We start from the raw sequence: 20,741 nt of genomic DNA on the forward strand, positions 1-20,741 counted from the left end.
CTCGGGTGGCCGGGTGTTCACATGCACACTGTTGGGTCCTGAGGCAACACGCCTCAGGGCGTCACAGCCCTGGAACGCTGTTTGTTTCTGGTGTGGTGTTTGAGAACTGTAGAGTGGATGCGAGCATCTTTGTGGTCAAGTTGTTAAGGGCACATGGTGGATGTCTTGGCTTCAGGAGCCGATGAAGGACGTAGGAGGCTGCGATAAGCCTCGGGGAGCTGTCAACCGAGCTGTGATCCGAGGATTTCCGAATGGGGAAACCCAGCACCAGTGATGTGGTGTTACCCGCACCTGAATATATAGGGTGTGTGGAGGGAACGCGGGGAAGTGAAACATCTCAGTACCCGTAGGAAGAGAAAACAACCGTGATTCCGTGAGTAGTGGCGAGCGAAAGCGGAAGAGGCTAAACCGTGCATATGTCAAGCTGTCAGGCGTTGTGTGTGCGGTGTTGTGGGACCCACCTTGAAGAGACTGACATTTCTTCGGGTTGTTGTGCTGGTTAGTGGAACCGCTTGGGATGGCGGGCCGGAGTGGGTGAGAGCCCCGTACGCGAAAACCAGTTTCACCGATCTTGGTGGTGTTCCCGAGTAGCAGCGAGCTCGTGGAATTTGCTGTGAATCTGCCGGGACCACCCGGTAAGCCTAAATACTTCCTGAAGACCGATAGCGGACGAGTACCGTGAGGGAAAGATGAAAAGTACCCCGGGAGGGGAGTGAAAGAGTACCTGAAACCGTGTGCCTACAAGCCGTCAGAGCCTTTTGGGGTGATGGCGTGCCTTTTGAAGAATGAGCCTGCGAGTTAGTGCTGCGTGGCGAGGTTAACCCGTGTGGGGTAGCCGTAGCGAAAGCGAGTCTGAATAGGGCGATCCAGTCGCGTGGTCTAGACCCGAAGCGGAGTGATCTACCCATGGCCAGGGTGAAGCGACGGTAAGACGTCGTGGAGGCCCGAACCCACTTAGGTTGAAAACTGAGGGGATGAGCTGTGGGTAGGGGTGAAAGGCCAATCAAACTCCGTGATAGCTGGTTCTCCCCGAAATGCATTTAGGTGCAGCGTCGTATGTTTCTCCACGGGGGTAGAGCTACTGGATGGTCTAGGGGCCTTACCGGGTTACCGAAATCAACCAAACTCCGAATACCGTGGTGTTAGAGTACGGCAGTGAGACGGCGGGGGATAAGCTTCGTCGTCGAGAGGGAAACAGCCCAGAACACCAGCTAAGGCCCCTAAGTGTGTGCTCAGTGGGAAAGGATGTGGGATTGCCCAGACAACCAGGAGGTTGGCTTAGAAGCAGCCACCCTTGAAAGAGTGCGTAATAGCTCACTGGTCAAGTGGTCCTGCGCCGACAATGTAGCGGGGCTTAAGCACACCGCCGAAGCTGTGTCATTCATGCAATACATCGGCTTCACTCCTTGAGGGTGTTGTCTAGTGGTATGGATGGGTAGGGGAGCGTCCTGCATCCAGGGAAGCGGCGGCGGAAGCCAGTCGTGGAGGGTGTGGGAGTGAGAATGCAGGCATGAGTAGCGAATGCAGAGTGAGAAACTCTGCCGCCGGATGACCAAGGGTTCCTGGGCCAGGCTAATCCGCCCAGGGTAAGTCGGGACCTAAGGCGAGGCCGACAGGCGTAGTCGATGGACAACGGGTTGATATTCCCGTACCCGAGCATGTGCGCCCATGACGAGGCGTTTGATACTAACCACCCAAAGCCACTGTTTGAAGCCTTCGGGTGAATGACGGTGTGTGGAGCGTGGGACCTGATTTCGTAGTAGTCAAGCGATGGGGTGACGCAGGAAGGTAGCTCCGCCAGGCGATGGTTGTCCTGGTGTAAGCGTGTAGGCCGGAACATAGGCAAATCCGTGTTCCATATAGGCTGAGACGTGATGCGTAGCCGTTTGAGGCGAAGTAGAGTGATCCTATGCTGCCGAGAAAAGCCTCTAGTGAGTGCATGCACGGCCCGTACCCCAAACCAACACAGGTGGTCAGGTAGAGAATACCAAGGCGATCGGGTGAACTGTGGTTAAGGAACTCGGCAAAATGCCCCCGTAACTTCGGGAGAAGGGGGGCCAAACATCCTGAAGCTTCTTGCAGGCTAGGGGTGGGTGGCCGCAGAGACCAGCGGAAAGCGACTGTTTACTAAAAACACAGGTCCATGCGAAGTCGCAAGACGATGTATATGGACTGACGCCTGCCCGGTGCTGGAACGTTAAGAGGACCGGTTAGCCTTTCGGGGCGAAGCTGAGAATTTAAGCGCCAGTAAACGGCGGTGGTAACTATAACCATCCTAAGGTAGCGAAATTCCTTGTCGGGTAAGTTCCGACCTGCACGAATGGCGTAACGACTTTCCGGCTGTCTCAACCACAGGCCCGGCGAAATTGCACTACGAGTAAAGATGCTCGTTACGCGCGGCAGGACGGAAAGACCCCGGGACCTTTACTATAGTTTGGTATTGGTTTTCGGTTCGGCTTGTGTAGGATAGGTGGGAGACTGTGAAGCGGTGACGCTAGTTACTGTGGAGTCGTTGTTGAAATACCACTCTGGTCGAATTGGGAATCTGAACCTCGGGCCATGATCTGGTTCAGGGACAGTGCCTGATGGGTAGTTTAACTGGGGCGGTTGCCTCCTAAAGAGTAACGGAGGCGCCCAAAGGTTCCCTCAGCCTGGTTGGCAATCAGGTGTTGAGTGCAAGTGCACAAGGGAGCTTGACTGTGAGACAGACATGTCGAGCAGGGACGAAAGTCGGGACTAGTGATCCGGCACCTCCTGGTGGAAGGGGTGTCGCTCAACGGATAAAAGGTACCCCGGGGATAACAGGCTGATCTTGCCCAAGAGTCCATATCGACGGCATGGTTTGGCACCTCGATGTCGGCTCGTCGCATCCTGGGGCCGGAGTAGGTCCCAAGGGTTGGGCTGTTCGCCCATTAAAGCGGCACGCGAGCTGGGTTTAGAACGTCGTGAGACAGTTCGGTCCCTATCCGCCGCGCGCGTAGGATACTTGAGGAAGGCTGTCCCTAGTACGAGAGGACCGGGACGGACGAACCTCTGGTGTGCCAGTTGTTCTGCCAAGGGCATGGCTGGTTGGCCACGTTCGGAAGGGATAACCGCTGAAGGCATCTAAGCGGGAAGCCTGTTCCAAGATGAGGTATCCCACCCCTTTGTGGGTTAAGGCCCCCAAGAGACCATTGGGTTGATAGGCCAGATATGGAAGCACAGTAATGTGTTGTTGAGTTGACTGGTACTAATAGGCCGAGGACTTGTCTACGAAGATGTTGCGCATCCACTCTACGGTTCTGAAACACCACGCCGGTGACGGTGTGTGTTGTTTCAGAGATGTTTCGGTGGTTTTAGCGTCAGGGAAACGCCCGGTCCCATTCCGAACCCGGAAGCTAAGCTTGACAGCGCCGATGGTACTGCAACCGAAGGGTTGTGGGAGAGTAGGACACCGCCGAACTTAACATGAGGAAGGCCCCGGTAGAGAACCTCGGTTCTCCCGGGGCCTTTCGCTATTTCCGGGCCGGCCGGCGCAGCAGGTACGTGTCCATGATCCAGCCGTGGCGTTCCCGGGCCTCGGCCCGGACCCGGCGGATCTCGTCCGCCAACGCGGCCGTCAGCGGACCCGAGAGCAGGATTTCGTCCGGCGTCCCCACATAAGCGCCCCAGAAGATCTGCAGGCCCTCGCCGGTGAAGCGGTCGAACGTCGTGTGGGCGTCCAAGAGCACGAAGACGTCGTCGACCCCGTCCGGCCAGCCCTCGGCCAGCCGGCGGCCGGTCGTGAGCTGGACCGCGCGGCCGATCTGGTTCATCGTCGTCCGGTGGCGGGCGACCAGCGCCGAGATGCTGCTGATCCCCGGCACGACCTCGTACTCGAACGCGACGTTCCCCCGCGCGAGCACCGCCTCGATCAAGGCGATCGTGCTGTCGTACAGCGACGGGTCGCCCCACACCAGGAACGCCCCCGTGCCGGACGGGCCCAGCTCGGAGGCGATCATCCGCTCGTAGACCTCCGCGCGCGCCGCGTGCCAGTCGGCGACCGCGGCCCGGTAGTCCGCCGGCGTGCGGTCGCGGGGCGGATCCTCCGCCAGCACCACGCGGTAGCCCGGCCGCGTGACGAACCGGTCGAGGATCTCCTGCCGCAGCCGCACCAGGTCCGCCTTCTCCGAGCCCTTGTCGAGCACGAAGAAGACGTCGACGCGGTTGAGGCGGTCGATCGCCTGCACCGTGAGGTGCTCCGGGTCGCCGGCCCCGATCCCGATGGCGTAGAGCTTGCGCATGCGTCGAGTCTGTCGGGGGTCGGTGGAGAACCCCTACCCCCGATGGGTATAAAGGAAGGAGAGCGAAAGGACCTTCCGATGACCGAAGCGACCTACACCGTCGAGGGCATGACCTGCGGACACTGCGCCACCTCGGTCCGCGAAGAGGTCTCCGAACTCGCCGGCGTCCGGCAGGTCGACGTCGACGTCGAGAGCGGGCGCGTGGTCGTGACGAGCGACACCCCGCTGACCGCCGAAGCCGTTTCCGCCGCCGTGACCGAGGCCGGTTACCGCCTGGTCGCGTGATGGCGGCCGAAGTGACCGCCGCGGAGCGCGTCGAACTCGCCATCGGCGGGATGACGTGCGCGTCCTGCGCCGCCCGCGTCGAGCGCAAGCTCAACAAGGTCGGCGGCGTCACCGCGACGGTCAACTACGCCACCGAAAAAGCCCAGGTCAGCTACCCGCGCGAGCTGTCCGTCGCCGATCTCACGGCCGTGGTCGAAGCCGCCGGGTACTCCGCGCGGCTACCTGAGCCCGAAGCGCCGGACGAGACGCCCACGCTCCGCAAGCGTTTGCTCCTTTCGGCGGCGCTCACCGTCCCGCTCGTCGCCCTCGCGATGGTCCCGGCCTGGCAGTTCGACTACTGGCAGTGGGTCTCGCTCGTCCTCGCGGCCCCGGTCGTGACCTGGGGCGCGTGGCCGTTCCACCGCGCCGCCGCGGTCAACCTCCGGCACGCCACCGCCACGATGGACACGCTCATCTCGCTCGGCGTCGTCGCCGCGACGGCCTGGTCGCTGTACGCGCTGCTGTTCGGCACGGCGGGCGAGATCGGCATGCGCCACGGCTTCGAGCTGATCAGCTCCGGGATGGCCGGCGACAGCCTGTACTTCGAGGTGGCCGCCGCCGTCACGACGTTTATCCTGGCCGGCCGCTACTTCGAGACGCGGTCGAAGCGCCGCGCCGGCGCCGCCCTGCGCGCGCTGATGGACCTCGGGGCGAAGGACGTCACCGTCCTGCGTGACGGCGAAGAGCGGCTGGTCCCGGTGACCGACCTGCACTCCGGCGACGTCTTCGTGGCGCGGCCCGGCGAGAAGATCGCCACCGACGGCGTCGTCACCGAGGGCGGCTCCGCGGTCGACACCAGCATGCTGACCGGCGAATCCGTGCCGGTCGAGGTCGGGCCGGGCGACGCGGTCACCGGCGCCACCGTGAACGTCGGCGGGCGGCTCCTCGTGCGGGCCACGCGCGTCGGCGCCGACACCCGGCTGGCGCAGATGGCGCGGCTCGTCGAGGCGGCGCAGAACGGCAAGGCCGAGGTCCAGCGGCTGGCCGACCGCGTCTCGGCGGTGTTCGTGCCGGCGGTCGTCTTCGCAGCGCTCGCGACGCTGGTCGTCTGGCTGGCCACGGGCGGCGCGACGGAGGCGGCGTTCACCGCGGCCGTCGCCGTGCTGATCATCGCCTGCCCGTGCGCGCTCGGCCTGGCGACGCCGACGGCGCTGCTGGTCGGGACCGGCCGCGGCGCCCAGCTCGGCATCCTCATCAAGGGGCCCGAGGTGCTCGAGTTCACCCGGCGGGTCGACACCGTGGTCCTGGACAAGACCGGCACCGTCACCACCGGGCGGATGACGCTCGTCGAGGGCGACGGCGAGGTGCTCCGGCTGGCGGGCGCCGTCGAGGCCGCGTCCGAGCACCCGATCGGCCGCGCCATCGCCGACGCCGCCCGCGAGCGGTTCGGCGCGCTGCCCGCGGTCACCGAGTTCCGCAGTACCCCGGGCGTCGGCGTGACCGGCGTGGTCGAGGGGCGCACGGTCAGCGTCGGGCGGGCGAAGGGCGCCGCGGTCGGCGTGACCTGGGACGGCGAGGTCCGCGGCACGCTGACCGTCGCCGACACCATCAAGCCGACGTCCGCCCGTGCCGTCGCCGAGCTGCGGGAACTCGGCCTGACGCCGGTGCTGCTGACCGGCGACGACGAGGGCGTGGCCCGGGCGATCGCCGCCGAGGCGGGCATCGACGAGGTCATCGCCGAGGTGCTGCCGGAGGGCAAGGTCGACGTCGTCAAGCGGCTGCAGGCCGAGGGGCGCGTGGTGGCGATGGCCGGCGACGGCGTCAACGACGCGGCCGCGCTCGCCCAGGCCGACCTGGGCCTGGCGATGGGCACCGGCACGGACGCGGCCATCGAGGCGAGCGACCTGACCCTGGTGCGCGGCGACCTGCGCGTGGCGGCCGACGCCATCCGGCTCGCGCGCCGCACGCTCGCGACGATCAAGGGGAACCTGTTCTGGGCGTTCGCGTACAACGTGGCGGCGCTGCCGCTCGCGGCGCTCGGCCTGCTGAACCCGATGATCGCGGGCGCGGCGATGGCGTGTTCGTCGGCGTTCGTGGTGAGCAACAGCCTGCGGTTGCGCCGCTTCCGCTGAACCCCCGGAGGGTATAGTCGGTGGTCAGGGACGTGGACGAGGGGACAGGTGGGATGACGGGTTACGGCACTGACCGCGAGGCCTATCTCAAGCGCTTGCGCCGGATCGAGGGGCAGATCCGCGGGCTGCAGCGCATGGTCGAGCAGGACAAGTACTGCATCGACATCCTGACCCAGGTGTCGGCGGCGACGAAGGCACTGCAGTCGTTCTCGCTGGAGCTGCTCGACGAGCACCTGGCGACGTGCGTCGTCCAGGCGGCGGCGTCGGGCGGCGAGGAAGCGGACCTGAAGGTGCGCGAGGCGTCGGACGCGATCGCGCGGCTGGTCCGCTCTTAACGTACGAGTACGGCCAGGGTGAGGCCGCCGGCGTTGGTCGTGAAATGCACGATCACGGAGGCGAGCACGCCCCGGCCGGCGTGCCGCCACCAGTGCAGGAAGACCCCGGCGACCCCCGCCGCGGCCATGGCGAGGACCTGCAGCACCACCACGGGCGTCGACCCGAACACGGCGTGGACCGCGGCGTTGCGGCCGATGGCGAGCGCGGGGAGCGCGTGCCAGAGCCCGAAGAGCGCGGCCGAGCAGAGGATGGGCGGCCAGCGCCAGCGGTCGTCGGTTGCGCCGAAGAGGCCGGGAAGGACGCCGCGGAAGGCGACCTCTTCGATGAGAACGGTCCCGAACAGGATGCGGCCGCAGGTCAGCCAGAGCAGCTGGCCGAGGTCGGGGTCACCCACGCGGCCGTCTTGGTAGACGGTGCGGAGCGACGGCACGGCGAGCGCGATCCCGAAGACGACGGCGATGAGCGCGGCGCCCGCGAGGCCGATCAGGGCGGGGCGGCGGAGGGTGCTCAGGCCCAGGTCGGTCCAGGTGCAGCCGGCGGCCCGGCCGAGGCCGATGAGGATGAGGGCGGCGGCGAGGCCGCAGAGGGGGTAGGCCCAGCCGGGCAGGACGCGGTTGGCGAGCGTGGTGGCCGCGGCGAGGGTGAGGACGGCGGCGACCAGGGCGAACACGCGGCGGGGTGGGAAGGGGACGGCGTCGGTGTCGGTCAAGGGAGGACGCCTGGGGGTTCTGGTCGGGCGTTCGGTGGTGCGGCGGCGGGCTCGGTAAGGCGACGGCCGCGGGGGTGGGCTGGCCATGTCGGGCGAGGTCGCGAATGGGTCATTGGCGGCGCTGGTGGTCCCGAATGGGTCATTGGGGACACCGCCGCCGGTGGCTTGCCGCGGACTTCGCAGGTCGGCTGGGGCGGCGATACCCGCGCTGACCAGGGCGGCGAGGTCGCGAATGAGTCATTCGCGACGTTGGTGGTCCCGAATGAGTCATTCGCGACCCCCACCAGCCACTGCGAGGGCCAACGTCAGCTGACCGGGTCGGCGAGGTTGTCCGCCGGCGACCTGCGTTGGACCGGCACTCTCTTCGACATCGGCATCGGCAACGTCGCTTCCGGGTCGAACGGGGCCGGCCGGTCGTCCAGGGCAACCGCTGCCTCCGTCAGGAGGGCTCGGCAGCCCGTCAGGCTCGCGTGGAGCTTGTCGCGGACCTCGTTCAGCGCCGTGACCTCGCGTTCGGCCGCGCCGACCAGTGCTTCTCCGCGCTGGGTCGCCTCGGCTACCAGCTGGTCCGCCTTCGCGCGGGCCGCCGCTTCCTGCTCCGCCAGCTCGCGCATCGCCTCCGCGCGGCGGACCGTCATCGCGCGCCGGTGATCTTCCTCCAGCTCGGCTCGGCGGTGGGCCGCCGCTTCGTCGAGTTCGCGGCGGCGCTGCTCGGCCGCGCGCGTCAGTTCTTCGTGCTCGGCGCGCTGGCGGTCGCGTTCGGCTTTCGCCTCGGCCACGAGACGGCGTTCCTCCGCCGTCAGCCGGACGGCCTCTTCCTCCGCCTCGCGGCGGATGCGCGCCGCGGTTTCCGTTGCGCGCGTGGTGATTTCGGTCGCCTCTTCGCGGGTCAGCTCGATCATCCGGCGGGAGCGCTCCTGCAGGGCGTCCGGGGCGATCGGGGTGCGGCTGATCCGGTCGATCTTCACGCGGAGCTCACCGTTCTGCTCCGCGAGCTCGGCCACGCGCCTTCGCGCCGCGTCGCGTTCGGCGGTGAGTCTGCGGATCTCGGCCTCGGCCCAGTCGGCGTATTCCTTGACCTGAGCGCGATTGAAGCCGCGCCACGCCAGGTCGAATCGGGCCACGTCCTCGCCACCGCCGGGGGCCATGCCTCACCTCCGAATTGGATGGTTTTTCCTCGGCCGCACCTTTTCCTTGCGGTACCGGGGAATCCGGTGTGCACCCCAGTGTGCCGCAAACCCGCCGCCGCGCGCTGCCCGGGCGGGTGATCATTCGTCGAGCGGTTCCCCGTTGCCGGTGGACGTGCTCCGGACGCCGGGCAGTTCGGCGAGTTCGGCGGCGAGGTCGTAGAGATCGCCGCGGCCGTCGAGGCGCAGGGTGACGACCGCGATCCGTTGTCCCTCTTCGGAAAGCGACTCGTGGTCGACGTCGACGTGGTGCACCGACCAGCCCCGTCCGGTGCACGCGGCCAGCGCGGCGCGCAGCACGCCGTGGCCGTCGAGGTAGCTCAGCTGCAGGACCGGGGGCTGCCGGCGGTGGCGCGCGACGAACCGCTGCAGCGGCGGGAAGCCGCGGGTCACCACGAAGTGCGCGATGGTCGTGCCGACCGCGAGCACCGGGAGCCCGGCGCCGCACGCCGTGCCGACCGCGGCGGTGACCCAGATCGTCGCCGCCGTGGTCAGGCCGCGGACCGCGTCGCGGCGGACGAAGATCAGGCCGCCGCCGATGAAGCCGATGCCGGACACGATCTGCGCCGCGATCCGCGACGGGTCCAGCGAGACGTGGTCCAGGCCGAGCAGGTCGGCGAACCCGTACTTCGACACCAGCATGAACACCGCCGACCCGACGCCGACCAGGCTGTGCGTCCGCAGCCCGGCGGCCTTCATTCCGGCCTCGCGTTCGAGCCCGATGGCGACGCTCAGCACGAGCGCGAGCAGCACCGGCGGCAGCAGCTCCCACTGAGCCGACGTGGACCACAGTGTGGGCAAGGTCACGACCTCCTCTCGCGTCGGCCGACGGCACGCGAGGAGAACCGCGACGCCGTCACCAGGGGATACTGGGCCGACAGCCCCGATCGTGCCAGGGTGAGGTGAGCTCGTGACAGCGACCCGGCCGGTCCCGGCGCCGGACTTCGTGGGTTACCCGGAAGTGCGGCGCCACGTCCGCGCGCTGCTCGGCGGGCGGCCCGGCACGCACCGGCGCCCGGTCCCGGCGTGTCCGAAGTGGACCGTCACGGACCTGCTCGCCCACGTCCTCGAGAAGGCCGAGGGCGTCCTCGAGCGCCACGGCGGCACGCTGCCGCCGGCGGGACCGCGCGAGGTCCCCGAGCTGCTCGACCGCTGGGACGAGCTCGGCGACGAACTCGACCGGCGCCTCGCCGACGCGGGCGGGCGCAGCGGCGACGTGCTGGTGATGGACGCCTACACCCACGAGCTGGACCTGCGCGCGGCCCTCGGCGTGCCGCCGCCGGTGGAGCACCTGGCCTGGGCGCCGAGCTTCGACGTGCTGGTCCGCGGTTTTTCGGGCTCGGTCGCCGGCCGCGGGCTGCCGCCGGTCCGGATCCGCACGACCGGCGGCTCGACGTGGACGGCGGGCCAGGGACGGCCGGAGGTGTCGGTGACCGCCCCCGCCCACGAGCTGTACCGGGCGCTGGCCGGACGCCGGTCGCTGAGCCAGCTGGCCGCGCTCGACTGGAGCGCGGCGCCGGGGCGGTGGCTGCCCGCGTTCACGTGGGGGCCGTTCACGCCCCCGCCCCGGCCCGGGGTTTGAGCGGTCCCCAACGTCTTGAATGAGTCATTCAGGACCTCCGAAGACCTGAATGACTCATTCAAGACACTGCCAGCGCGGCCGTCAGCCGCCCGGCGGGGTCACCGTCAGCAGTGCCGCCAGCGCCAGGACCACCACGCTGAGCAGGACCTCCACCGCCACCGCGCCGCGCAGGCGGCGCAGGTTCGCCGTGACCGTCTTCGTCGTGCCCTCGGCCGGCTCGGTCATGCTCCGCCGGACCGCCGCGCGCGACCGGCTCGCCACCGCGAGCAGCGCCGCCAGGCCGGCGATCTTCAGCAGCACCAGCAGGCCGAACCCGGTCGTCCACAGCGCGGACAGCGTCGGCATGATCCGCAGCGCCAGAATCGCGCCGCTGATCGCCACCGCGGTCACCGCGCCCGCCGCGATGCGGGAAAACCGCGTCGCCACCGGGACCAGGTCCTCGTCCGGGGCCGGGCGGGACAAGCACAGCGCCAGCTGGACCAGGCCGCCCGCCCAGACCGCGATCGCGCCGAAGTGGACGAGGTCCGCCGTCACCGAGACGAACATGACCGGGTCCGTCACCGGGTGGCCGGTGGCCGAGAACGTCAGCAGGACGACGAAGCCGGTCACCATCGTCAGGTTCTCGTAGCGGGCGCGCAGCTTGTCCGGCTGGTCCGGCCGCAGCAACCGGGGCAGCAGCACGACCAGCACGGCCACCGCGGCCAGCCGGAGCAGCAGCAGCTTCCCGTAGGCGACGCGCAGCGTGTCGGCCAGCAGCCCGAAGTCGGACACCGCGCCGATACCGCGCCCGGCCGCGTACGGGCCCTGCAGCACGAACGTCGCCACGGTGGTCGCCGCGACCAGGCCCGCGCCGGCGTTGAGCAGACGACGGGCGCGGCGGTCGGTGCGGCCCGCCGGGCGGCACAGGACCAGGAACGCCGCGCCGCCGAGGAGGACGACGCCGAGGTAGGCCAGCCAGCGCACCGACGTCGAGGCTGCGTCGACGACGCCGTCGGTGCCGGTGGCCGCGGACACCGCGCCCGCCGACGTCACCAGCGGGCCGGTGCCGACCACGAACGCGAACGTGCCGCGGACCGGGTGGGAGTCGGCCGAGACGAACGCGTATTCGACCAGGTAGCTGCCGTCGGGGAGACCGGGCTGGAGCTTCACCGCGAGCTGCTCGGCGTCCTCGCCGGGCTGGAAGACCGGACCGGAGTCCACCTGCTTGCCCGTGAGGTCGACGACCTTGATGGACCCGGGCTGGATCCCGACGTTCTCCGACAGCGTGACCGACACCAGGGACGGCGCCGCGCTCAGGCGGGCGCCGTCCCCGGGGGCCGACGAGACGACTTCGACGTGCGCCGAAGCGGGAGTGGCGCTGAGCAGCAGCCAGCCGGCGAGGAAGGCCAGCAGGGCCAGCGCGCGTTTCACGACGCGGCGAGCTCGGGCTGCTTCGGTGCGCCGCAGTAGCAGCCGGTGATCTCGCGCTCGGCGGCCGAGGCACGCCGGTGCAGGATCACCGCGACGATCATCGGGATGGTGACGATCGTGTTGTAGAACAAGTGCAGCTCCACGCGCGGCACCAGCAGCTGGATGATGCTGGTTGGCACCTTCTGCCCGGCCAGCCGCCAGCCGCTCTGCGCCTGGATGAACAGCAGCAGGTGCTCGATGTGGTGCCAGAACTGGATGCCCAGCGCGAGGTTCCACCACTGCCGCGACCGGCCGGCGAACCCGTGCCGCAGGACCCACAGGAAGACCAGCATCACCAGCGCGTACCCGTAGTGCAGCCACTCCTGCGAGATCAGCCACGGGAACGGCATGCCGAGCACGCCGCGGGCCTTGGAGGTCGGCCAGCCGAACCCGTAGATCTGCACGGCCTGGACGATGTGCTCGGCCCAGTGGGCGATCACGACCAGCATGAACACCGCGAGCGCGCGGTTGTGGTAGCGGCTGTTGAGGCCGCCGAGAAACCCGGTGGGCCGGGCGATTTCGGACGTCGACATGCGAACCCCAGGTCTCCCGAAGTCGAAGGTGTGCGTCGACGATAGCCGTCGGCGGCCCGTGATCCGTTACTCCGGATTGCGCATTCCACCAGGGAAACCGCGGCACTCGGCCGAATGCGCGCCGCGCGACGGGCCCGGTCGGGTGATCGGCTCGAGATGAGCTGAAGGGGACTTCGCTGTCGTGTGGTGCGAGGAAAGTCCCCTTCAGCACGCCGTCGCGGGGATGTCGTGAACGGGTCGTTCATGTCGTCTGGCGTCAGGGCGCCGGCGAAGTCGCGCGGCCAAGTCACTCCGCCGCCGGTGACCCGCTCGCTCCACGTCTTGAATGACTCATTCAGGTCTTCGGAGGTCCTGAATGAGTCATTCAAGACGCCGGCGCAACGCTGCGGACCGGCACCGACCCGACATTGCCGGGACCCCGTCGTCTGGCGAGGTGAACGACCCGTTCACGACGTGCGGACGGCCCCGCGGCGCGCGATCCGGTCAGTGCGCGACCAGGCCGGTCGGGCGGTCGGGCGCCGGCGGGACGCGGAACAGGCGGGTGAACAGGTCCAGGTGCGCCGGGTCGCCCTCGACGCGGACCTTGCCGCTGGCGATCGCGTCCGGCGCCGACAGGCTGCCGTTCAGCAGGTCCAGCAGCGCCGGTCCCTGCGGCTCGATCACCAGGTCGGCGGCGGGCAGCGCGCCCGCGGACGCCTTGAGCGCGCCGTCGTCGACCATCGCGTGCACGACCATGTCGCCGGGGTGGTGCAGCTCGTAGTTGACGTGCACGCCCGTGGCGGCCTCCTCCTGGAAGGTCGTGTAGAGCGAGATGATCGCGGTGTCGAGCGTGAAGACCTCGTCCGGCTTCGGGTAGGTCAGCGACCGCGAGCCCCACAGGCCGAGGTCGAGCACGATGTGGTCGAGCTCGGTGCCGTACTCGGTGAGCTCGTAGACGATGCCGCCGTCGAGCTGCGACAGCACGCGCCGGCGGACCACGCCCGACTCCTCGAGCTCGTTGAGCCGCGAAGTCAGGATGCTCACCGGGATGCGCGGCAGCGTGCGCTGCAGGTCGGTGAAGCGCTTCGGGCCGAGCATGAGGTCACGGACGACGAGCAGCGACCAGCGCTCGCCGACGATCTCGAGCGCCCGGGCCAGGCCGCAGAACTGTCCGTAGGTGCGAGCAGAGGTAGGCATACTCGGGTCCTCACTATGTCTCGGGGTGCCAGACCGGGCACCACCCCCGAATCGCGCAGGGCCGCGAGGTCGGATACGGTGCCCCGTGACGCACCATTCCGCCGCGGGCGTCGCTGTCTACGGTGACGGTTCAGCGCGGTGCGCGGCCAGTGAGTCCCGCATCGGCGCACCGTGCGTTTTCCATGTCGACCCATGCGTTTTGCATGACTTCTCCGTGTTTGCCGCACTGGCTGAGTAGACCTCGGGTGGAGCAGGATTCAGATTCTCGTCCCGCCCCACCCGGCTACCGGCAGGAGAGCCGATGCGCACGACAGCTGTCAACGCACGGGTTCCGGAAGACGGCGGCTCGACGCCGGCGCGGGCCCCGGCCTTCCGCCGTCACCTCCGGGCCGAGGTCAGGGCGGGCAAAGGGGCGTACCTGTTCTCCGAACAGGGCGTGATCGCGATGCGCGGCGCGAAGATCGAGTCGCTCGCCGCGCTTCTGGACGGTAAGCACGACCTCGACGGGCTGCTGCGCGATCGGCCCGGCGGGATGGCGCCGGAGGAGGTCGCGGCGCTGCTGGCGCAGCTGGTCGACGCCGGGCTGGTGACGTTGCGCAGCCAGAGCGACGAAGAGCGGCTCGGTGACGAACGCGCGCTGGCTTACTGGGACGCGTGCGGCGTGGACGCCGACCTCGTCGCCGCACGGCAGGGCACCGTGCGGCTGACGGCGGTCGGCGACAGCGCCGACGGAGTGGACACCGGTGCGGTCGAGCGGGCGCTCGCCGGTGCCGGGCTCGGGGTGGTGCGCGCGGACGCCGGCTCCGCCGACCTGTCGGTCGTGCTGTGCGCCGACTACCTCGACCCGCGGCTGGCCGTGGTCGACGCCGAGCACCGGCGGTCCGGGCGGCCGTGGCTGCTGGCTCGCCCGTTCGGCGCCCAGGTGTGGATCGGCCCGGTGCTGCAGCCGACCGGGGCCTGCTGGCACTGCCTGACCCACCGGTTGTGGGGCCACCGGCACGCCGAAGCGTGCGTGCAGGAGGAACTGGGCCACGCCGGCCCGGCGCGCCGCCCGATGCCGGCGTTGCCGCCGCTGACCTCGGCCGCGGCGCACCTCGTCGCGCTGGAGGCGGCCAAGTGGGTGGCCGGGTACCGCTACCACGGCCAGCAGTGCGTGTGGACGCTCGACACCCTGGACCTGCAGGGCAGGCTGCACGAACTGCGCCGCCGCCCGCAGTGCCCCGGCTGCGGCGACCCGTGGCAGGTCGCGTGGCGGTCGGTCCGCCCGGTGACGCTGCGGCCGGCGAAGAAGGCGACCACCGGCGGCGGCGGGCACCGCACGGCGACGCCGTCGCAGATGCTCGAACGGCACCGGCACCTGATCAGCCCGGTCACCGGGATCATCAAGGAGATCCAGCCGGACCCGGCCGCGCCGCCGTTCGCCAACGCCTACCGCTCCGGCCCCAACGTCGCCCGCGGCATCACCGGGATGGCCGCGCTGCGCGCCGGGCTGCGCTGCGAGAACGGCGGCAAGGGCGTCAGCCCGCTCGACGCCGAGGTCAGCGCGCTCTGCGAGGCGGCGGAACGGTTCTCCGGCAACTTCCAGGGCGACGAACTGCGCATCCGCGGCTCCTACGAAGAACTGGGCGACGAAGCCGTCCACCCCAACAGCTGCATGCTCTTCGCCGACCAGCAGTACGCCGACCGGGTCGCCTGGAACCGGGCGCACGCCGACTTCCAGCAGGTCCCCGAGCCGTTCGACCCGGCGGCCCGCACCGACTGGACGCCCGTGTGGTCGCCGTCGGGGCGCCGCCGCCTGCTGCCGACGTCCTACCTGTACTACGGGACCCCGCGGGAGAGCGCGGCGCGCGGGGTGCGCGCGGACTCGAACGGCGCGGCGGCGGGCAGCAGCCTGGAGGACGCGATCCTGCAGGGCGCGCTCGAACTCGTCGAACGCGACGCCGTGGCGCTGTGGTGGTATAACCGCACGCCGGTGCCGGGGGTCGACCTGGCGTCCTTCGCCGACGCGTGGCTGGAGGAGATGTCCGGAAACTACGCGGCGATCGGCCGCGAGCTGTGGGTCCTCGACGTGACCTCCGACCTCGGGATCCCGGTGGCCGTCGCGCTTTCGCGGCGAACCGACGGCCCGCACGAAGACATCATGATGGGCTTCGGCGCGCACCTCGACCCGCGGATCGCGGTGCGCCGCGCGGTGACCGAGCTCAACCAGATGCTGCCGATCGTGCGCGAAGCCGGCCAAGGGCTCGACGACCCGGACGCGCGGCGCTGGCTGGCCTACGCGACCGTCGCGAACCAGCCGTACCTGCGGCCGGCGGCGGGGCAGCGGATGCGGACCGCCGCGGACTTCCCGTTCGTCAACCGGCCCGACGTCCGCGACGACGTCGAGGCGCTGGGCCGGGTGTTCGACCGCGCGGGCCTGGAACTGCTGGTGCTCGACCAGACGCGCCCGGACGTCGGGATCCCCGTGGTCAAGGTGCTCGTCCCGGGGCTGCGCCCCTTCTGGGCCCGGTTCGCGCCCGGCCGGCTCTTCGACGTCCCGGTCGCATTGGGCAGGCTCGAAACGCCGACCCCGTACGCGCGGCTCAACCCGTTCCCGATGTTCCTCTGAGCGCCCTGTGCGGGAGTTCGGTGTTCGTAGTTCGCTTGAGGAGTTTGGCCTTGCCTGCAGACCGCCAGGAGGGGATCCCGGAGACCGTCCGGCTCTGGTCCCTCACCGAAGACACCCTGCTGGAGGCGGGGGACGACGACACGATCGTCGCGATCACCTGGTGGGGTGAGTACGAGCTGGCGGGCATCCCAGGGCCGGTTCGCGAATCACTGGGCCGGATGGTGCTCGGCCCGGTCTCGATGGGCAACCTCGCTTCCTCGGCCAGCGGTGGCCCCGAAGCTTGGGCGGGCGCGCTGCGCCGCGCCCTCAACCGGCTGTCCGGCTCGGTCGTGCACTCCCTGGCGCTCAACGACGGCCGCGGGCCGCTGCTTTCGGCGATCCCGGTGACGCAGAACCCGGTTTTCCCGAGCGATCCGGTGCCACCCGAGCGGCTCATCAAGCTTTCCCGGTTCTCGGCGATGCGGCCGGACAGCGGCGGGCTGCTGCTCGAATCGCCCCGCGCCCGGTACCGCGTCGCGCTGCTGCGGCCGCCCGCGGTGAGCGTGGCGTCGTCGCTCGCGCGGCCGGTCACCGTCGCGCAGGTCGCCGAGACCACCGGGCTGGCCGAAGCGGTGGTGGCCGACATCGCCGCCTTCCTGGTGTCGGCAGGCGTGGTGCTGGCGGCCGACGACTGGGCCGAGTTCGCCGAGGACGGCGACGACGACCTCGCCGTCTGGTCGCAGGACGACCTGATGTTCCACGCCCGCAGCCGGACGTGGCAGAAGGGCGGGTCCTCGGAACCGGGACCGCGCCGGACGGGCGCGGAGCCCCCGGTGGTCAAGCAGATCACCGCGGGCCCCACGTTCCCGCTGCACCGCCCCGACCCGGCCGCGCTCAAGGCGAACGACCCCACGCTGAGCTCATTGCTCGAAGAAGACCACGTGTGCCCCGAGGTCACCGAACGCGCGTTGTCGGCCGAGCAGATCGGGGAGTTCCTCTTCCGCGCGGCGCGGGTGCGGTCCATCGGGCCGACCTACCTGCCCGGCGGGCCCGGCCACGAGGCGTCCCAGCGGCCGTACTTCAGCGTCGCCTGCCTGTACGAGCTCGAAATCTACGTCGCCATCAACCGGTGCGCGGGTCTCGGGCGCGGGATCTACCACTACGACCCGCTGTGGCACACGCTGACGCTCATCAACGACGACGCGGTGGCCCTGGACGGCCTGCTCGACCTGGCGATGATCGGGGCGGGCAGCCACCGCAGGCCGTCGGTGCTGCTGACGATGACCGCGCGGATGTCGCGGATCGCCTGGGTGCTGGGCAGCGCCGCGTACGCGACGACGCTGCTGCACGTCGGCGCGCTCCAGCAGGTCCTGTACCTCTCGGCGAAGGCGATGGGGCTCGCCGCGCACGCCGTGCCGGTCGACGCCGGCGACCGCGTCGACCGCTCGCTGAAGCTGGAGTGGCCCGCCGAAGTGAGCGTCGGCGAGTGCGTCCTCGACTTCCCCGGGGTCGGTTGACCCCTGAAACCGGGACTGCGCCCTGTTACCTTGGTGGCCTGGGGTGCGGGGTGACACGGGAGGGGCCGTGGATTATCCGGTGCGGGTGCGCGGTTTGCGGTTTCGGAGGCGGGCCGCGCCGCCCGCGGAGGAGCGGCGGGATTCCCGCGCGCTCGTGCTCGGCGCGCAAGCCGTGGCCGCCGTCGGCGTGGCCTTGCTGGCCGTCCTGCCGGTGCTGACCGGTGCGGAGCCGTGGTTCCTGCGGCCGGCCGCGCTGGCCTGTGCCGCGGGGCTGGTGGCCGGGCACCTGTGCTGGTTCGCCCGTGGCCGGGTCCGGCGCCCGTGGCTGGCACTGACCGTGCAGGCCGCACTGGGTTTCGGGCCGTTGCTGCCGCTCGGGGCGTCGTGGAGCACCGCGAGCGGGTTCTTCGCCGGTGGCCTGCTGCTGGTGTCGCCGCCGGCCAGAGCGGTCCCCTGGGCGCTGCTCGCGTGCGTCGTGGCCGGAGTCGTTTCCGTGGTGCCGAGCTGGCCCGCCGGCTGGCTCGAGGCCGGACTGGGGAGCGCGGTGTCGGCCGGTGTGGCGGCGCTGTCGCTGTTCGGGCTCGCGACGGCCGCGAGGGTGGTCGCCGGGCGGGCGCAGGAGGTGTGCGAGCTGAAGCGCCGGACCATCGCCGAGGAACGCATGCGGTTCTCCCGCGACCTCCACGACCTGCTGGGATTGAGCCTTTCGGCCATCACCCTCAAGGGTGAACTCGTGGATCGCCTGGTGCCCGGCAAACCGGAGCTGGCCAAGGCGGAGCTTTCGGAGCTGCTCGTGATGTCCCGGCGCGCGCTGGCCGACGTCCGCACGATCGCGGCCGGCTACCGCGAGCTGTCGCTGGAGGAGGAGTGCCGCGCGGCGGCGGACGTGCTGAGCGCGGCGGGCACCCGCGTGACGGTCGCCCGGTCCGGCATCGGCGAGCTGCCCTCGCCGGTGGCCACGACGCTGGGGACGGTGCTGCGCGAAGGCGTGACGAACGTGGTGCGCCACAGCACCGCGAGCTGGTGCGCGTTTTCGGTGAGCACGGAGGACGGCACGGCCTGGCTGGAGATCGTCAACGACGGCGCGAACGGCGCGGGCGACGGTGGCGAGAGTTCCGGGGCCGGGCTGCGGAACCTGGGCGACCGCGTGGAGGCCATGAACGGCACGCTGACGACCGAAGTGGGCCCGGACGGCACCCACCGCCTGCTGGTGGCCATCCCGGTCGGCTCGGTGCGGCGGGAACGCCCGCGCGCCAGCTGACGCCCGGACCTTGGAGCGGAGCGTGCGGAGCGGGGCGAAAGCGCTTTCCGGACCGGGGCCGGTCAGAGCCACTCGGCTTCGGTGGCGATGCGGATGGCGTGGACCCGGTTGCGGGCGTTCAGCTTCGTCACCACCGCGGCCAGGTAGTTGCGGACCGTGCCCGCCGACAGGAACAGCTCGGACGCGATGTCGGCCACCGTGCGCCCGCGTGCCGCCAGCGACAGGATCTCGATCTCGCGCGGGGTCAGCGGGCAGTCGTCGGTTTCCCAGGCGGCGAGCGCCAGTTCGCTGTCGATGACCCGGCGTCCGATCGCGACCGAACGGACCGCGTTCGCCAGCTTGTCGGACGGTGCGTCCTTGAGCAGGAAGCCGTTCACCTTGGCGTCCAGCGCCCGGCGCACCGTGCCCGGCCGGCCGAGGCTGGTCAGGATCAGCGTGTGGACGTCCGGCAGGCTTTCGTGGATTTCGATGGCCGCGGAGAGACCGTCCTTGCCCGGCAGGTCGATGTCGATGATCGCGACGTCGGGCTGGGCCGCCTTCGCGGCGGGCAGGATCTGGTCGCCCGTGGACACCTCGGCCACGACCTCGATGTCGGATTCGAGGTTCAGCAAGGCGACGAGCGCGCCGCGGACCATGTGCATGTCCTCGGCCAGCAACACCTTGATCACGACGGTACCTCGCACCCCAGTCCGACGACTCCGAACGGTAATTGTACGCCATTGCGCGACGACGCAAGAGTTTCCCGGAAGTGAAACCCCGATCGCGCACCGGGGGAGAATGCCCCTCAATTCCTGCGCACTTACCCGAGATAGGCGGGTACCCGCAATCCCGCGGCCGATGTCGGCACGTTGGGCCGAACGGCCGCGGGTTCATCCCCAGTCAAGCACGCCGCCCGCGGACCCCGCGCGGGCGGCACATCCCCAGTCAAGCACGCCGCCCGCGGACCCCGCGCGGGCGGCACATCCCCAGTGTTCCGTTCAGCTCGCCAGCGACCGCGAAACGGCGGCCTGGCGCAGGTCCGGGAGAGCCAGCAGGACCGGCGGGTCGAAGCCGTGGCGCGGGCGCAGCCGCACGTCGGCCAGGCTCGCCGTGACGCCGCGCTGGATGTGCACCGGGCCGGTGAGGCCGGTGAACGGCCGCAGTGCCTGGTTGCCGTCCAGCGCGCACGTGCCGAAGGCGTGCGTCAGCACGTACCACGACCCCAGCGGCACGTCTGCCAGCGCGTACGGCCCGGGACCGGGCACGACCACGTGCCGGGCGGGGGTGCCCTCGGCGATCCGAGCGCTGAAGAGCCCGACGAACACCGGTCCGACGTCGGCCGGCGAGGAGAGGCGCAGCTGCCCCCGCACGGTGGCGCCCGAGCCCGGCTCGGCCTGCCGGTCGGCGATCCGCGGCGCCATGCCGTGCAGCTGGCGGTAGCCCGACGGCGAGATGCCGACGCTGCCGCTGAACCGCGCGCTGAACGTGCCGACGCTGTTGTACCCGACCTGGTGGCTGATGTCGGCCACCGAGATCACGGTGGTCGCGAGCAGGCGTTTCGCCTCCGCCAGCCGCAGGGCCGAGAGGAACCGCCCGGGCGAGAGCCCGGTGACCCGCAGGAACACGCGGGTGAAGTGGAACTTGCTGAACATGGCCGCGCGGGCGAGGTCGTCGATCGTGAGCCGCTCGCCCAGGTTGTCTCGCATGGTCACGATCGCTCGTGCCACAGCTTGCCGGACGATCTCATCCATGGTAGGCCGTCCTTCC

The 20,741-nt window shown here is 69.8% G+C and carries 16 protein-coding genes and 2 rRNA genes; 9 read left to right on the forward strand and 9 right to left on the reverse strand.

Annotation, left to right across the window (positions count from 1 at the left end):
* Positions 1-133 precede the first annotated feature (133 nt).
* A 23S ribosomal RNA gene (locus H4696_RS45725) occupies positions 134-3,253 on the forward strand.
* A 72-nt stretch (positions 3,254-3,325) separates the two neighbouring features.
* Positions 3,326-3,442 (forward strand): 5S ribosomal RNA (rrf, locus tag H4696_RS45730).
* Positions 3,443-3,494: 52 nt separating this feature from the next.
* Here the strand turns inward: rrf and cobF are convergent.
* The gene (cobF, locus tag H4696_RS45735) at positions 3,495-4,262 is read right to left on the reverse strand and encodes a precorrin-6A synthase (deacetylating) (protein WP_192782899.1); all 768 of its coding nucleotides are present in this window, start codon (positions 4,260-4,262) and stop codon (positions 3,495-3,497) included.
* 78 nt (positions 4,263-4,340) lie between these two features.
* On the opposite strand from cobF, the gene H4696_RS45740 reads away from it, so the two are divergent.
* The 3 genes from H4696_RS45740 to H4696_RS45750 are packed head-to-tail and all read left to right on the forward strand — an operon-like array spanning position 4,341 to position 6,993.
* On the forward strand, positions 4,341-4,547 hold the full coding sequence (locus tag H4696_RS45740) for a heavy-metal-associated domain-containing protein (RefSeq protein ID WP_086865020.1): 207 nt from the start codon (positions 4,341-4,343) through the stop codon (positions 4,545-4,547).
* Complete coding sequence (locus H4696_RS45745; RefSeq protein WP_192782900.1) at positions 4,547-6,658, forward strand: heavy metal translocating P-type ATPase; 2,112 nt, start codon at positions 4,547-4,549, stop codon at positions 6,656-6,658. Before H4696_RS45740 ends, H4696_RS45745 begins: the two co-directional genes overlap by 1 nt.
* 53 nt (positions 6,659-6,711) lie before the next feature.
* Positions 6,712-6,993 (forward strand): metal-sensitive transcriptional regulator, encoded by a 282-nt coding sequence (locus tag H4696_RS45750; RefSeq protein ID WP_086865018.1) that lies wholly within the window; start codon positions 6,712-6,714, stop codon positions 6,991-6,993.
* Here the strand turns inward: H4696_RS45750 and H4696_RS45755 are convergent.
* From H4696_RS45755 to H4696_RS45765, 3 genes are all read right to left on the reverse strand, one after another.
* Complete coding sequence (locus H4696_RS45755) at positions 6,990-7,703, reverse strand: CPBP family glutamic-type intramembrane protease (RefSeq protein WP_192782901.1); 714 nt, start codon at positions 7,701-7,703, stop codon at positions 6,990-6,992. The two genes, H4696_RS45750 and H4696_RS45755, sit on opposite strands and share 4 nt — an antisense overlap.
* 305 nt (positions 7,704-8,008) lie before the next feature.
* Positions 8,009-8,827, reverse strand: coding sequence for a coiled-coil domain-containing protein (locus H4696_RS45760; RefSeq protein ID WP_249027019.1), 819 nt, complete (start codon positions 8,825-8,827; stop codon positions 8,009-8,011).
* Positions 8,828-8,971: 144 nt separating this feature from the next.
* Positions 8,972-9,691: an MgtC/SapB family protein gene (locus H4696_RS45765; protein ID WP_086860988.1), complete on the reverse strand. Its 720-nt coding sequence runs from the start codon at positions 9,689-9,691 to the stop codon at positions 8,972-8,974.
* Positions 9,692-9,800: 109 nt separating this feature from the next.
* Between H4696_RS45765 and H4696_RS45770 the strand changes: the two genes are divergently transcribed.
* Entirely contained in the window at positions 9,801-10,472 is a 672-nt protein-coding gene (locus H4696_RS45770) for a maleylpyruvate isomerase family mycothiol-dependent enzyme (RefSeq protein WP_086860983.1), read from the forward strand.
* 81 nt (positions 10,473-10,553) lie between these two features.
* Here the strand turns inward: H4696_RS45770 and H4696_RS45775 are convergent, their stop codons facing one another.
* The 3 genes from H4696_RS45775 to H4696_RS45785 form a co-directional block, all read right to left on the reverse strand.
* Positions 10,554-11,882, reverse strand: a complete 1,329-nt coding sequence (locus H4696_RS45775) for a copper resistance CopC/CopD family protein (RefSeq protein ID WP_086860981.1) — start codon at positions 11,880-11,882, stop codon at positions 10,554-10,556.
* The gene (locus tag H4696_RS45780) at positions 11,879-12,454 is read right to left on the reverse strand and encodes a hypothetical protein (protein WP_086860979.1); all 576 of its coding nucleotides are present in this window, start codon (positions 12,452-12,454) and stop codon (positions 11,879-11,881) included. The genes H4696_RS45775 and H4696_RS45780 overlap by 4 nt, the downstream gene beginning before the upstream one ends.
* Positions 12,455-12,937: 483 nt before the next feature.
* Positions 12,938-13,630, reverse strand: coding sequence for a winged helix-turn-helix transcriptional regulator (locus H4696_RS45785; protein ID WP_086860978.1), 693 nt, complete (start codon positions 13,628-13,630; stop codon positions 12,938-12,940).
* A gap of 301 nt (positions 13,631-13,931) precedes the next feature.
* Between H4696_RS45785 and H4696_RS45790 the strand changes: the two genes are divergently transcribed.
* The 3 genes from H4696_RS45790 to H4696_RS45800 all read left to right on the forward strand — a co-directional run bounded on the left by H4696_RS45790 (position 13,932) and on the right by H4696_RS45800 (position 18,995).
* Positions 13,932-16,238: a TOMM precursor leader peptide-binding protein gene (locus tag H4696_RS45790; RefSeq protein ID WP_086860976.1), complete on the forward strand. Its 2,307-nt coding sequence runs from the start codon at positions 13,932-13,934 to the stop codon at positions 16,236-16,238.
* A gap of 50 nt (positions 16,239-16,288) precedes the next feature.
* Positions 16,289-17,734: a SagB/ThcOx family dehydrogenase gene (locus H4696_RS45795; protein WP_086860974.1), complete on the forward strand. Its 1,446-nt coding sequence runs from the start codon at positions 16,289-16,291 to the stop codon at positions 17,732-17,734.
* A gap of 94 nt (positions 17,735-17,828) precedes the next feature.
* Positions 17,829-18,995: a sensor histidine kinase gene (locus H4696_RS45800; protein ID WP_086860987.1), complete on the forward strand. Its 1,167-nt coding sequence runs from the start codon at positions 17,829-17,831 to the stop codon at positions 18,993-18,995.
* Positions 18,996-19,057: 62 nt separating this feature from the next.
* Here the strand turns inward: H4696_RS45800 and H4696_RS45805 are convergent, their stop codons facing one another.
* Together H4696_RS45805 and H4696_RS45810 are read right to left on the reverse strand one after the other, a co-directional pair.
* Positions 19,058-19,663, reverse strand: a complete 606-nt coding sequence (locus H4696_RS45805) for a response regulator transcription factor (protein ID WP_086860973.1) — start codon at positions 19,661-19,663, stop codon at positions 19,058-19,060.
* A 309-nt stretch (positions 19,664-19,972) separates the two neighbouring features.
* On the reverse strand, positions 19,973-20,725 hold the full coding sequence (locus tag H4696_RS45810; RefSeq protein ID WP_086860971.1) for a helix-turn-helix domain-containing protein: 753 nt from the start codon (positions 20,723-20,725) through the stop codon (positions 19,973-19,975).
* Positions 20,726-20,741 lie beyond the last annotated feature (16 nt).

Source organism: Amycolatopsis lexingtonensis (assembly GCF_014873755.1).
Lineage (GTDB): Bacteria > Actinomycetota > Actinomycetes > Mycobacteriales > Pseudonocardiaceae > Amycolatopsis > Amycolatopsis lexingtonensis.

Excerpts from the sequence above, each read along its gene's own strand:
- cobF (WP_192782899.1), bottom strand. The coding sequence starts at position 4,262 with ATGCGCAAGCTCTACGCCATCGGGATCGGGGCCGGCGACCCGGAGCAC.
- H4696_RS45785 (WP_086860978.1), bottom strand. The coding sequence starts at position 13,630 with ATGCCTACCTCTGCTCGCACCTACGGACAGTTCTGCGGCCTGGCCCGG.
- H4696_RS45750 (WP_086865018.1), top strand. The coding sequence starts at position 6,712 with ATGACGGGTTACGGCACTGACCGCGAGGCCTATCTCAAGCGCTTGCGC.
- H4696_RS45790 (WP_086860976.1), top strand. The coding sequence starts at position 13,932 with ATGCGCACGACAGCTGTCAACGCACGGGTTCCGGAAGACGGCGGCTCG.
- H4696_RS45780 (WP_086860979.1), bottom strand. The coding sequence starts at position 12,454 with ATGTCGACGTCCGAAATCGCCCGGCCCACCGGGTTTCTCGGCGGCCTC.
- H4696_RS45810 (WP_086860971.1), bottom strand. The coding sequence starts at position 20,725 with ATGGATGAGATCGTCCGGCAAGCTGTGGCACGAGCGATCGTGACCATG.
- H4696_RS45740 (WP_086865020.1), top strand. The coding sequence starts at position 4,341 with ATGACCGAAGCGACCTACACCGTCGAGGGCATGACCTGCGGACACTGC.
- H4696_RS45745 (WP_192782900.1), top strand. The coding sequence starts at position 4,547 with ATGGCGGCCGAAGTGACCGCCGCGGAGCGCGTCGAACTCGCCATCGGC.